The 13,042-nt window shown below is 64.9% G+C and carries 11 protein-coding genes; 5 read left to right on the top strand and 6 right to left on the bottom strand.

Features of this window, described 5'->3' with window-relative positions; all coding sequences use genetic code 11:
* Positions 1-272 precede the first annotated feature (272 nt).
* From FNJ47_RS19725 to FNJ47_RS19705, 5 genes are all read right to left on the bottom strand, one after another.
* The gene (locus FNJ47_RS19725; RefSeq protein ID WP_163155983.1) at positions 273-1,721 is read right to left on the bottom strand and encodes an aldehyde dehydrogenase family protein; all 1,449 of its coding nucleotides are present in this window, start codon (positions 1,719-1,721) and stop codon (positions 273-275) included.
* A 21-nt stretch (positions 1,722-1,742) separates the two neighbouring features.
* The gene (gudD, locus tag FNJ47_RS19720) at positions 1,743-3,098 is read right to left on the bottom strand and encodes a glucarate dehydratase (RefSeq protein WP_163155981.1); all 1,356 of its coding nucleotides are present in this window, start codon (positions 3,096-3,098) and stop codon (positions 1,743-1,745) included.
* Between the two features lie 31 nt (positions 3,099-3,129).
* Positions 3,130-4,071: a 5-dehydro-4-deoxyglucarate dehydratase gene (gene kdgD / locus FNJ47_RS19715; RefSeq protein WP_163155979.1), complete on the bottom strand. Its 942-nt coding sequence runs from the start codon at positions 4,069-4,071 to the stop codon at positions 3,130-3,132.
* A 127-nt stretch (positions 4,072-4,198) separates the two neighbouring features.
* A complete protein-coding gene (locus FNJ47_RS19710; protein WP_163155977.1) occupies positions 4,199-5,104 on the bottom strand; it encodes a LysR family transcriptional regulator in 906 nt (301 codons plus the stop codon).
* Between the two features lie 320 nt (positions 5,105-5,424).
* Positions 5,425-6,762: an MFS transporter gene (locus tag FNJ47_RS19705; RefSeq protein ID WP_163155975.1), complete on the bottom strand. Its 1,338-nt coding sequence runs from the start codon at positions 6,760-6,762 to the stop codon at positions 5,425-5,427.
* 213 nt (positions 6,763-6,975) lie between these two features.
* Between FNJ47_RS19705 and FNJ47_RS19700 the strand changes: the two genes are divergently transcribed.
* Together FNJ47_RS19700 and FNJ47_RS19695 are read left to right on the top strand one after the other, a co-directional pair.
* Positions 6,976-8,007: an alpha/beta fold hydrolase gene (locus FNJ47_RS19700; RefSeq protein ID WP_163155973.1), complete on the top strand. Its 1,032-nt coding sequence runs from the start codon at positions 6,976-6,978 to the stop codon at positions 8,005-8,007.
* 14 nt (positions 8,008-8,021) lie between these two features.
* Positions 8,022-8,969, top strand: coding sequence for a fatty acid desaturase (locus FNJ47_RS19695; RefSeq protein WP_163155971.1), 948 nt, complete (start codon positions 8,022-8,024; stop codon positions 8,967-8,969).
* A 4-nt stretch (positions 8,970-8,973) separates the two neighbouring features.
* Here FNJ47_RS19695 and FNJ47_RS19690 read toward each other — a convergent pair whose 3' ends face one another.
* Positions 8,974-9,585 carry a TetR/AcrR family transcriptional regulator gene (locus FNJ47_RS19690; RefSeq protein ID WP_163155969.1) on the bottom strand — a complete coding sequence of 204 codons (612 nt, stop codon included), beginning with the start codon at positions 9,583-9,585 and terminating at the stop codon, positions 8,974-8,976.
* A gap of 177 nt (positions 9,586-9,762) precedes the next feature.
* Here FNJ47_RS19690 and FNJ47_RS19685 point away from each other — a divergent pair, with 177 nt between their 5' ends.
* From FNJ47_RS19685 to FNJ47_RS19675, 3 genes are all read left to right on the top strand, one after another.
* Positions 9,763-10,788 (top strand): arginase family protein, encoded by a 1,026-nt coding sequence (locus tag FNJ47_RS19685; protein WP_163155967.1) that lies wholly within the window; start codon positions 9,763-9,765, stop codon positions 10,786-10,788.
* Between the two features lie 237 nt (positions 10,789-11,025).
* A complete protein-coding gene (locus tag FNJ47_RS19680; protein ID WP_163155965.1) occupies positions 11,026-11,955 on the top strand; it encodes a Gfo/Idh/MocA family protein in 930 nt (309 codons plus the stop codon).
* Between the two features lie 2 nt (positions 11,956-11,957).
* Complete coding sequence (locus FNJ47_RS19675; RefSeq protein ID WP_163155963.1) at positions 11,958-13,028, top strand: aldose epimerase family protein; 1,071 nt, start codon at positions 11,958-11,960, stop codon at positions 13,026-13,028.
* Positions 13,029-13,042: the final 14 nt, after the last annotated feature.

The raw sequence follows: 13,042 nt of genomic DNA, 5'->3' as shown, positions 1-13,042 counted from the left end.
CTTCTCACTTCACGTGAACCGAGTTCTCTATTGCGTGCTTATCGTGATACGGCGTCCCCCGATGTCTCCACAGGGTAGACCGTCTGCAGCGTCAGATGTGTATAGGAGGCAGGGGTCGGGGTGGGGGCTCTCTCCACGAGTCATATTTTGGAGACAGCCCCCGCCCGTCACACTCCGGACGACGCTTCGCGTCGCTCGTCGCGTGCGGACCTCCCCCGCAAGCGGGAGAGGGGGCGCAGCACCTACGCGGCTACATCGCGTCTCAACGATCGTCAACCCGGGAACGTATAAGCCGTCTTCACCGTGGTGTAGAACTCGCGGGCATAGGCCCCCTGTTCGCGCGCGCCGTAGCTCGAGCCTTTGCGGCCGCCGAACGGCACGTGGTAGTCGACGCCGGCGGTCGGCAGATTGACCATCACCATGCCGGCCTCGCTGTTGCGCTTGTAATGAGAGGCGTATTTCAGGCTTGTGGTGCAGATGCCCGAGGCGAGGCCGAATTCGGTGTCGTTGGAGATCGCCAGCGCTTCCTCATAATCCTTGGCGCGGATCACGCAGGCGACCGGGCCGAAAATCTCCTCGCGGGCGATGCGCATCTGGTTGGTCGCTTCGGTGAATAGTGCCGGCTGCAGATAGAAGCCGGGCGTCTCGCGGTTCAACAGCTCGCCGCCCCAGTGCAGGCGGGCGCCTTCGTCCTGGCCGATCTTGATGTAGCGGAGGTTCTGGTCGAGCTGGCTCTGGTCGACGACGGGGCCGACATGCACGCCGCTCTTCAACGCGTCGTCTACCGAAAGGCCCTTCATGCGCTCGGTCATCGCCGCGACGAAGCGGTCGTGAATCCCTGCGGTGACGATCAGGCGCGACGACGCCGTGCAGCGCTGGCCCGTCGAGAAGTAGGCACCGTTGACGGCGACCTCGACTGCGACCTTCACATCGGCGTCGTCGAGCACGACAAGCGGGTTCTTGCCGCCCATCTCGAGCTGGAACTTCTTCATGGGGTTGGAGAGCACGCAGGCCTGCGCGATCTTGCGGCCGGTCTGCACCGAGCCGGTGAAAGAGATCGCGGCAACGTCGGGATGATCCAGCAGCGTCTGGCCGACCACCGAGCCCGAGCCGACCACGAGGTTGAACACGCCGGCAGGAATGCCGGAGCGGGCGATGATCTCGGACAGCGCATGCGCGGAGCCCGGCACCAGCTCGGCCGGCTTGAACACGACTGAATTGCCGTAGCAGAGCGCCGGCGCGATCTTCCAGGCCGGGATCGCGATCGGGAAATTCCACGGCGTGATCATGCCGACGACGCCGACCGGCTCGCGGGTGATCTCGACATCGAGGCCCGGGCGCACCGATGCACCCTTCTCGCCCATCAGCCGCAGCGCCTCGCCGGCAAAGAATGCAAAGATCTGTCCGGCGCGCGCCACCTCGCCGATGCCTTCCGGGAGTGTCTTGCCTTCCTCGCGCGCGAGCAGGCGGCCGAGCTCTTCCTTGCGGGCGAGGATTTCGACGGAGATTTTGGTCAGCGCGTCAAAGCGCTCCTGCGGCGTCGAGCGCGCCCAGGTCGGGAACGCGGCCTTCGCGGCGGCGATCGCCTTTTCGGTCTGCGCCTTGTCGGCCTTGGCGTATTCGCCGACCACGTCGGCCGTGTTGGAGGGGTTGATGTCCCGCGTGATGCTGGTTCCGTCGATCCATTCGCCGGCGATGAAGTTCTTCTGGTGAGCGGTCATGTTTCTCTCCAACCTTTCTTGTTAGCGCACGAGGCAGGGACGCTTGTCGTCGAAGGTCCAGCCGGGGATCAGGAACTGCATGGCCAGCGCGTCGTCGCGGGCGCCGAGGCCATGCTGGTTGTATAGCGCGTTCGCCGCCTCGATGGCACCGCGATCGAGCTCGATGCCGAGGCCCGGCCGGTCCGGGATGGCGATCTTGCCGCACTTGATCTGTAACGGCTCCCGCGTCAACGCCTGGCCGTCCTGCCAGATCCAGTGGGTATCGATCGCGGTCACCTTGCCCGGTGCGGCGGCGCCGACATGGGTGAACATCGCCAGCGAGATGTCGAAATGATTGTTGGAGTGCGAGCCCCAGGTCAGGCCGTTGTCGCGACAGGTCTGCGCCACCCGCACCGAGCCCTGCATGGTCCAGAAATGCGGATCGGCAAGCGGAATGTCGACGGCGCCTAGCCGCAGCGCGTGGGAGAGCTGGCGCCAGTCGGTCGCGATCATGTTGGTGGCGGTCGGTAGCCCCGTAGCGCGGCGGAACTCGGCCATGATCTCGCGGCCGGAGAAGCCGGCCTCGGCGCCGCAGGGATCCTCGGCATAGGCGAGCACGCCGTGCATGTTGCTGCACAGCCGGATCGCCTCATCGAGCGACCAGGCGCCGTTCGGATCGAGCGTGACGCGTGCGTTCGGAAAGCGTTTGGCAATCGCGGTGACGGCCTCGATCTCTTGCTCGCCCGCAAGCACGCCGCCCTTGAGCTTGAAATCGGCGAAGCCGTAATGCGCCTGCGTCGCTTCGGCGAGGCGCACGATCGCGTCCGGCGTCATCGCCACCTGATGGCGCAGATTGAACCAGTCAGGCTTGCCGGTCTCGCTCTCGACGTAAGGCAGGCTGGTCTTCCTGCGGTCGCCGACGAAGAAGAGATAGCCGAGCGTCTCGACGCTGGAGCGCTGCTGGCCTTCGCCGAGCAGGGCTGCGACCGGAAGATTGAGATGCTGGCCGAGCAGGTCGAGCAGCGCTGACTCCACCGCGGTGACCGCGTGGATGGTGACGCGGAGGTCAAAGGTCTGCTTGCCGCGGCCGCCGGCGTCGCGGTCGGCGAAGGTCTGGCGCATCGATGCCAGGATGTTGTTGCACCCTCCGATGGTGTGGCCGACGACGAGGTCGCGGGCATCTTCCAGCGTCTTGCGGATCTTCTCGCCGCCCGGCACCTCGCCGACGCCGGTGTGGCCGGAGTTGTCGGTAAGGATGACGAGGTTGCGGGTGAAGAACGGCGCATGTGCGCCGCTCAGATTGAGGAGCATGCCGTCGCGGCCGGCGACCGGGATCACCTCCATCGCCGTGACGACGGGGGCGCCGGCAAAGCCGGTGCGGATCGTGTCTTGAATCATCTGCTCCTCCCTTCGTTCTTTGCCGTTTGGCTTATTCCGCCGCCTGTTGGGTCGCGGCCTGCGGCAGCTTCGCCACCAGGGCCGCCAGCTCGGCGATCTCCGGTGCGGTGAGATCGGTGAGCGGCGGGCGCACCGGGCCGGAATCGCGGCCGATCACCTTCATGCCGGCCTTGATGATTGACACTGCGTAGCCCTTCTTGCGGTTGCGTATCGCGATCAGCGGCAGGATGAAATCCTTCAGTCCTGCATGGATGGTCTGATGATCACGCCGGCGCACCGCGGCGTAGAATTTTGTGGCGAATTCCGGCACGAAATTGAACACCGCCGACGAATAGGTCGTGACGCCCATGTCGAGATAGGGCAGGGCGAAGGTTTCCGCGGTCGGCAGGCCGCCGATATAGGTCAGGCGGTCGCCGAGCCTGGTGTAGACGCGGGTCATCAGCTCGATATCGCCGATGCCGTCCTTGTAGCCGACCAGGTTCGGGCAGCGCTCGCACAGCCGCGCCAGCGTATCCGGCTGCAGGATCGCATTGTCGCGGTTGTAGACGATGACGCCGATCTTGACCGACGAACACACCGCCTCGACATGGGCGGCGAGGCCGTCCTGCTCGGCATGCGTGAGATAGGGCGGCAGCAGCAGCAGGCCGTCGGCGCCGGCCTTCTCGGCACCGATTGCGATCTCGCGCGCGATGGCGGTGCCATAGCCGGTGCCCGCGAGCACGGGAACGCGGCCCTTGGTCTCGTCGACGGCGATCTTCACGACGTGGGGAACTTCAGCCGGGGTCAGCGAGAAGAACTCGCCGGTGCCGCCGGCGGCGAACAGGCCGGCGACGTCGTAGCCGCACAGCCAGTCCATGTTGGCGCGATAGGTCGCCTCGTCGAACGAGTAATCCGCCTTGAACGGGGTCACGGGGAAAGACAGGAGGCCGCCGCCGATTCTCGCGGCCATCTCCTGAGGGGTCATCTTGCTCATGGCGCCACTCCTTGAATGTTTCTGGGATAAGGGATGCGCGAGCAGCGCGCGTCCATGGCGGAGTTTCTAGGAAATGGTTCGATGCGCGTCCAAGCCAAACGCGGTATCGAGCGATGCCAACTCTGCATCAATCGCCGCGCAGATGCGGGGCGGCGATTTCGGTTGCGATCTCGATCAGTGACGGCAGCAGCTGGTTCTCGTGATCGCGCCGCCACACCATGAACAGCTCGACCGGCACCGGCGTGCGCAGCTTCAGCGGCTTCAGCCGGACGTCCGCGATCTTCAGGCTTGCGGCCGCCTCCGGCACGATCGCGACGCCGAGCCCGGCACGCACCATCGCGAGGATCGAATGGATCTGGCTCAGATGCTGCACATAGTGCGGCAGCACGTCGGCGCGGGTGAACAGCGACACCAAGAGATCGTGGAAGTAGCGTGCCTCATAGGGCGAATACATCACGAAGGGCTGGTCGTCGAAATCCTTGATGCTGACGGTCTCGGCGGTGGCGAGCGGATGTTTCTTCGGGATCGCGGCGAGCAGCGGCTCGGCCACGACGCGCCGGCTGGCGAATTCCGGCCGCGCGATCGGCGGGCGCAGCAGGCCGACATCGATCTGGCCTGTGGTGAGCGCCTCGAACTGTTCGCCGGAGACCATCTCCTTGAGCGAGAAATCCACTTCGGGCAAGCGGGAGCGGGCGGCTGCGATCAGGGCGGGCAGGAAGCCGTAGGCGGCCGCCGCCGTGAAGCCGATCTTGAGCGAGCCGGTCTTGCCGAGCGCGATGCGGCGCGCGACTTGAGACGCGGATTCCGCGAGCTTGAGGATGCGTCGAGCTTCGGGCAAGAAGCTGCGTCCGGCCGGGGTCAGCCGCACCGAGCGGCTGGTGCGTTCCAGCAGCGGTGCATCGATGATGTGCTCGAGCACCTGGATCTGCCGGCTCAGCGGCGGCTGCGTCATGTTGAGCCGCGTCGCGGCGCGGCCGAAGTGCAATTCCTCGGCCACCGTGACGAAACAGCGGAGCTGGTTCAGGTCGAACATCGATGCTAGCCTGGAATGGATCGCTTTAGGATTTGTCCGTTCTAGCATCGATGCCTCCCACTGGCCAAGAAGACAAACAAGAAGACAAAGACGGCGGCCGTAGCCGCCGTTTGGTTTTCTGCTCCCTCTCCCCGTTCTTACGGGGAGAGGGTTGGGGTGAGGGGCTCTCTCTGCGCAACGGCCGCCTCGATGTGCACGCGCGATCCGAACGAGTCGGAAGGACTGTCTCTGCGGAGACGTGTTGCTTCGCCCCTCACCCGAAATTCGCTGTGCGAATTTCGACCTCTCCCCGCGGAAGGGCGGGGAGAGGTGAAGCGCGTTCAGGCCGCCTTCAGCTGCACCCGCTTGATCTCGCCGACGATGAAGAGGTAGGCGATCGCCGCGACCAGCGCGTTGGCGCCGACGAACACCAGCGCGCCGTTGAACGAGCCGGTGGCGGCGAGGATGTAGCCGATGATGATCGGCGTGGTGATCGAGGACAAATTGCCGAAGGTGTTGAACAAGCCGCCGGAGACGCCGCCGGCTTCCTTCGGCGAGGTGTCGGAGACGACTGCCCAGCCGAGCGCGCCGATGCCCTTGCCGAAGAAGGCGAGCGCCATGAAGCCGACCACCAGCGCCTGGCCGTCGACATAGTTGCAGGCGATGATCGACATCGACAGCAGCATGCCGCCGACGATCGGGATCTTGCGCGCCATGGTCAGCGAGCCGGTGCGGCGCAGCAGATAGTCCGAGATCACGCCGCCGAGCACGCCGCCTATGAAGCCGCACAGCGCCGGTAAGGTCGCGACGAAGCCGGCCTGCAGGATCGACAGTCCGCGCTCCTTCACCAGATAGACCGGGAACCAGGTCAGGAAGAAGTAGGTCAGGGTGTTGATGCAGTACTGGCCGATATAGATGCCGAGCATCATGCGGTTGGCGAGCAGCTGGCGGATGTGCTCCCAGCGCGGGCCGCTGTCCTGCGCCTTGCCGCCCTTGGCCGCGTCCATGTCGACCAGCGCGCCGCCCTCCTTGATGTAGTCGAACTCGGCCTCGTTGATCCCAGGATGCTCCTGCGGCTCGTAGATCGTCTTGATCCAGGCGATGCCCATGATGATGCCGAGCCCGCCCATCACGTAGAACACGTGGCGCCAGCCATACTCATGAGCGATCCAGCCCATCAGCGGCGCGAAGATCACGGTCGCGAAATACTGCCCGGAATTGAAGAAGGCCGATGCGGTGCCGCGCTCATTGCCGGGGAACCAGGAGGCGACGATGCGGGCGTTGGCCGGGAATGACGGCGCCTCGGCGATGCCGACCAGGAAGCGCAGTCCGAACAGCAGGATCACGGCCGTGCCCGCGGAGAGGAACCCGACCAGGCCCTGCATCGCGGTGAAGATCGACCAGACGATGATGCTGATCGCGTAGACCCATTTGGAGCCGTAACGGTCGAGCAGCCAGCCGCACGGCACCTGGGCGATCACATAGGACCAGCCGAAGGCCGAGAATACGTAACCCATCGCGATCGGGTCGAGATGCAGTTCCTTGGAAAGGGACGCGCCGGCGATCGAGAGCGTGGCGCGATCGGCATAGTTCACGGTGGTGACGAGAAACAGCATCGTCACGATCAACAGCCGGACGCGGGATCGCCGCGCATCCGTGGCGGACACAATTGCGCTCATTCGCGCCTCCTTGGAAATTTCCTCGGGGTCTGTCCTAGAGAGATGACGACAATGGGTCCAAGCCGAAACGGGTATTGATCCATACCGATTTTGAATGGATCGGCCCGGTGTCATTCCACCTTTGCCGCTCTTGCGTCGTCTGCTAATTAGTGTACTGTTCGTACAGTTAATGAGGGTGCTGCGTCGCGCCTAGCTGCTCGAGGTCGAAAGCGCATGACCACGTCACGCGATTATGAGGTGTTCGAGGCAGGTCCGGTCACCTTGCAGGGCGGCGCTGTGTTTCCGCAGCTCAGGCTTGCCTATCAGACCTACGGCACGCTGAACGCGGCCAGGGACAACGTCATCCTCTATCCGACGTCATTCGCCGCGCAGCATGTTGACATCGAATGGCTGGTGCAGCCGGGCGGGGCGCTCGATCCCGCGCGTTACTTCATCGTCATCGCGAACCTGTTCGGCAACGGGCTGTCGTCCTCGCCTTCGAATTCAGCCGAGGTGCTCGGCGGCGCGCCGTTTCCGGCCTTCACCTATCATGACGCCGTCGCCATCCAGCGTCGGCTGCTGGTGGAGAGGTTTGGCGTGACCAGGCTGGCGCTGATCTACGGCTGCTCGATGGGCGGCATGCAGGCCTATCACTGGGCTGCGCGTTATCCCGACGTGGTCGAGCGCGCAGCGGTGGTCTGCGGCAGTGCAAGGTGCTCGCCTTACAACTATGTGTTTCTGGAAGCTGTGAAGGCTGCGCTGACTGCGGACCCGACCTACCGGGATGGCCGCTTCGTCAGCAAGCCTGCGGCGGGCCTGCGCGCGATGGGACGCGTCTATGCCGGCTGGGCGATGTCGCATGAATTCTATCGCGAGGAAGTCTGGCGCAAGGCCGGCTTCAACTCGCTGGAAGACTATCTCGCGGGATCATGGGACGGCGCCTTCGCGCGGCGTGATGCGAATGACCTGCTGGCGCAGGTTGCAATCTGGCAGGCCGGCGACGTCAGCCGCTGCGATGAATTCGGTGGCGACTTCGACCGCGCGCTGGCGGCGATCAAGGCACACATGCTGCTGATGCCCGGTCGTACCGATCGCTATTTCGATCCACGCGACAATGAGGACGAGCTGGGCGGCCTGGTCAACGCGCGATCCGCCGCGCTGCACGCGATCCCCTCGATCCACGGCCACCGCGCCGGCAATCCGATCAACAATGCCGAAGACCGCGCCTTCATCAACGCCGAAATCTCGGCGCTGCTGCAACGCTGACAAATGAGACCGCCATGAGCACCGCAGAGACCAGTGATGCCGGACCCCGCCTGAAGCCGCTCAGCCCGCTCATCTTGCGCGACCTCTCGACCAAGTCGAACCTAGCCGGCGCGGTGCGCGCGGCAAGCCATTACGGGATGATCCTGATCGGCGGCACGCTGATCTGGTTGGTCTCGTCGCGCTATGGTCTCGTATGGGCGCTGCCGCTGATTGCGATCCAGGGCTACTTCGTCGCGTTCCTGTTCATGGTGGTGCATGAGACCGCGCACAAGACCGCATTCCGCAGTCCTGCGCTCAACCTTGCCGTCGGCAATCTGTCCGCCTTCATGATCGGATTGCCCTATCAATATTACTGCCTGTTTCACTGGGACCATCATCGCTACACCCAGGACCCGGAGAAAGATCCGGAGCTGATCGTCGGTCCCAAGCCCGCGTCCGACACCCAGCTCGCGATCGCCTATTCGGGGCTGTTGCAGGTCTTGGTCCGCATCCGGCTGATGATGCGGCATGCACTCACCGGACAGGTGGCCGTGCCGTGGATTCCGGAGCACAAGCGCGCGGCGATCGTGCGGGAAGCGAGACTCTATCTCACAGGCTACCTGCTGCTGCTGGCGGCGTCGTTCGCGCTGCACGGTGCGATATTGCTGTGGGTGTGGATCGTGCCGCTGCTGGCCGGTCAGCTCATCCTGCGTCCGTATCTCTATGCCGAGCATACCGGTTGCGAGCGGACGCGGAGCGCGTTCGAGAATACGCGTACCACGATGACCGGCCGGATCATGAAGTGGTTCGCCTGGAACATGCCCTATCACGTCGAGCATCACGCCTATCCGACGGTGCCGTTCCATGCGCTGCCGAAGTTGAACGCCATCGTCGATGGCCACATCGTGTATCGCGGCAGCAACTACCGCGCGGTGACGCGCGAGACCTGGGCCTGGTTTCGCCGTCAGCGGCAGCGCGCGTGATGGTTCAGGCGTCGGCGCGCGGCCGCAGCACCAGATTGACGAGATTGCGGGCATAGGCCGGCGTCAGCGGCTTGATGCCGAAGACGTAGCGATAGAACAGGCTGCCATAGATCGCGTCATAGATGTCGCCGGGCACGCTAGGTGCGCCAATGCTGCCGTCCTTCTGGCCGGCGGTGATGATCTCCAGCATCCTGCTGCGGCGCAGGCCGAGGTAACGCTCGTAGAACAATTCCGCCGTGCCGGTCTTCGAGATGCACTCCGAGATCACCGCGAGTTGCACCCGCCCGAATTCACCCTGCAACGCTTCGACATAGGTCGTGACATGGCGGCGGATGCGGGCCACCGGATTGCCCGCCTCGGGCAGCGGCACCGCGCGCGAGGCCTGGTCGAGGAAGGCATCGATCAGCAAGGCCTCGCGCGACGGCCACCATTTGTAGATCGTCATCTTCGAGACGTTGGAATGTTTGGCGATCGCGTCGATGGTGGTGGCGGCGAGGCCGGTGGTCGCCATCAGCGTGTAGGCGCTTTGCAGGATCGCGGCGGTGGTCGCGGCGGAGCGCGGCCGGCCCCGCCGTCCCGTCGTCGCATCCTCGGTCTCCGCCTTGCTGCCCGCCATGGCCGGAATTTTTGTCCTGCGTCTTTGAATCATTGCGTTGTATGCGGACATAGCATGAAATCGCGATTGGTTTCAGATCGTCGCTGCCGCTGATAGTGTACAACGCGCAAACGGAAGCCTGGTGCCGCATCGCGCGCGTGCCGTCCGGTCCAGCCGCTGATTGAACAGGAGTGTCCCGTGAAGGCCGTCTACAGTGATCGGCACCGCAGCCATGATCCGCAATTCTTCCTGGTCCGCGGTGTGGTCCAGCGCACCACCGAGCAGCCCGAGCGCGCCGACCGCCTGCTGGCGGGCCTGAAGGCCGGCAAGCATACGCTGATCGAGCCGACCAGGTTCGGGCAGGGTCCGCGGGCGCGCGTCCACAGTCCGGAATATCTCAGCTTTCTCGCGGGAGCGTGGGAGGAATGGTCGGCGCTCGGCAACGCCGGACCGGAGATGATCGCGAACATGCATCCGGTGCGCAACGCCGGGACATACCCCACCCATATCGTCGGCAAGCTCGGCTGGCACACGGTCGACACCGCGGCCCCGATCGGTCCCGGCACCTGGGCCGGCGCCTGCGCCTCGAGCGATGTCGCGGCCACCGCCGCGCAGATGGTGCTCGACGGCGGGGATGCCGTCTATGCGCTGTGCCGTCCGCCCGGCCACCACGCCTATCGCGATCTCGCCGGCGGCTTCTGCTTCCTCAACAACAGCGCGATCGCGGCCGAACATCTGCGCCAGAAGCACGAGCGCGTCGCGATCCTCGACGTCGACGTGCACCACGGCAACGGCACGCAGGGCATCTTCTATGAGCGGCCTGACGTCTTCACCGTCTCGATCCATGCCGATCCGTCGTTCTTCTACCCGTTCGTCTGGGGCTATGCGCATGAGCGCGGCGCCGGGCCCGGCCTCGGTACCAATCTCAACATTCCCCTGGCCAAGGGCACAGGTGATGACGACTACATGAAGGCGCTGGCTCTGGCGGAGAGGGCGATCCGTTCGTTCGCGCCGACCGCGCTCGTGGTCGCGCTCGGTCTCGACGCCTCCGAGAAGGACCCGCTTGCAGGTCTCGCCGTCACCACCGACGGCTTCCGCCGAATCGGCGAGGGGCTGGCCCGGTTCGGACTGCCGACGGTGCTGGTGCAGGAAGGCGGCTATCTTTCCGACATCCTCGGCGCCAATCTGACGGCGGTGCTCGGTGGATTCGAAGCCGCGCGCTAGCGCGGTTCGAGCGAGGCCGCGACCGGCTTCGCGCGAAGAAATCACGGCAAAACAACAGCCTGGAGCGTCGATTTTGATGGGTCAGAACCGATGCCCCAGCCGTGCCCCGCACAACAACGCGTGGCGGAGTTGCGTGTTTGCAACCAAACCCGCATCATGCCGTTGGTATTCGGTGCCGGCCTATGATCTCGCCTGGCGGCATCGGCCGGCCAGGCGGGCAGCAACGCGAGGACGGCCATGAGCGACCTGCTTCGCATCGCCATCGTCGGTTTCGGCGAGATCGCGTGCCGGCAGCACGTGCCTGCAATCGCGAAGACATCCGGCGCCGCACTCGTCGCGGTGGTCGATCCCGTCAAAACCCCGCCTGGCCTGCCGTACTTCCGCGATTTGCAGGAGTTGTTGCGCGACGGGCCGGAGATCGATGCAATCGCGCTGTGTACGCCACCGCAGCTGCGCCAGGCGCTGGCCGCTGCCGCGCTCGCCGCAGGCAAGCATGTGCTGCTGGAGAAGCCGCCGGGATCCACGTTGAGCGAACTTGCGCCGTTGATCGCGGCCGCGCATGAGGCGAACAGGACATTGTTCGCAACATGGCATTCGCGCTATGCGCCCGCGATCGGGCCGGCGCGAAAACTGCTCGCGAGCCGGACCATCAAGAAGGTGACCATCATCTGGAAGGAAGACGTCCGCGTCTGGCATCCCGGCCAGACCTGGATCTTCGAAGCCGGCGGTTTCGGCGTGTTCGATCCCGGCATCAACGCGCTGTCGATCCTGACCGAGATCCTGCCGCAACAGGTGTTTGTCAGGAGCGCGGTGTTGGACTTTCCTGCCAATCGCGAGGGGCCGATTGCAGCGGACATCGAACTGTCCGATGAGGACGGCTTGCCGATCCGCGCTGAATTCGATTTCCGCCAGACCGGGCCGCCGAGCTGGGACGTTGTGTGTGAGACCGAGGCCGGGCCTGTGACGCTGTCGAAAGGCGGAAGGCAGCTGCGTGATGGCAACAGGTTGGTGGTCGATGCCACCGATGACGAATATCCCGCGCTGTACCGCCGTTTTGTCGCGCTGACGTCGGAAGGAAAATCCGACGTCGACCTCGCGCCCTTGCGGCTGGTCGCCGATAGCTTCATGCTGGGGCGACGGCGCCTCGTCGAGGCGTTCGAGGACTGAACATGACATCAGCCGGCATTGCGCGCGCGCCCTTCGGCACATTGCAGGACGGCACCGTGGTCGAGCGCGTGACGTTGCGCGGCGAACACGGCTTTGAAGCCGCCATCCTTCCGTTCGGCGCCGCGCTGCAAGCGCTGCTCACGCCCGATCGCGACGGGCATTGCGACGACATCGTGCTGGGCCATGACGAACTCGACGGCTATCTCGCGCAGCGCAAATTCTTCGGCGCGACCATCGGGCGCTATGCCAACCGGATCGCCGCAGCGCGCTTCATGCTGGATGGCGAGACGGTGAAACTCGACGCCAACAACGGCCCTAATGCGCTGCACGGCGGCCCCCAGGGCTTTGATCGCAAGCTCTGGCGGATCGCCGAACTGTCAGATGATGCGGGGCCGACGTTGGTGCTGGAACGCGAGAGCCCGCATGGCGAGGAGGGCTATCCGGGCAATCTTGAGACGCGCGTGACCTATCGCATCCGCAGTCCGATGGAACTCGCGGTCACCTACGAGGCGACGACCGATCGGCCGACTTGCCTCAATCTCACCAATCACAGCTTCTTCAATCTCGAGGGCGCCCGCTCGGGCGCGCAGATCCTCGATCATCGATTGACGATCGCGTCCGACCACTTCCTCGCCGTGGACGCCACCGCGATCCCGCTGCCGGGCCCGCCGCGGCCGGTCGACGGCACGCCGTTCGACTTCCGCAAGCCAACGGCGATCGGCGCGCGGATCAGGATGAATGACGAGCAGCTGCGGCTCGGGCGCGGCTATGACCACAATTTCTGCCTGGCCTCAGGCACAGGCCTTCGCTTCGCCGCGCGCCTCGAGGCGCCGAACAGCGGCCGCGTGATGGAGCTGTTCACCGATCAGCCGGGATTGCAGTTCTATTCCGGCAACTTCCTCGACGGTTCGACCGCCGGCAAGGGCGACCGGCTGTACCGGCAATCCGACGCGCTCTGCCTCGAGCCGCATGCCTGGCCGGATACGCCGAACCGGCCTGACTTTCCGTCGGCGCGACTCGATCCCGGGCAGATCTATCGGCGCAGCATCGTCTACCGCTTTTCAACCGTGTGAGTGACGCAATGACC

This window comes from Bradyrhizobium uaiense (genome assembly GCF_010811875.1).
Classification (GTDB): domain Bacteria; phylum Pseudomonadota; class Alphaproteobacteria; order Rhizobiales; family Xanthobacteraceae; genus Bradyrhizobium; species Bradyrhizobium uaiense.
The sequence above is the reverse complement of the archived record's forward strand: the minus strand, read 5'-3'. Positions and strand labels throughout refer to the sequence as shown.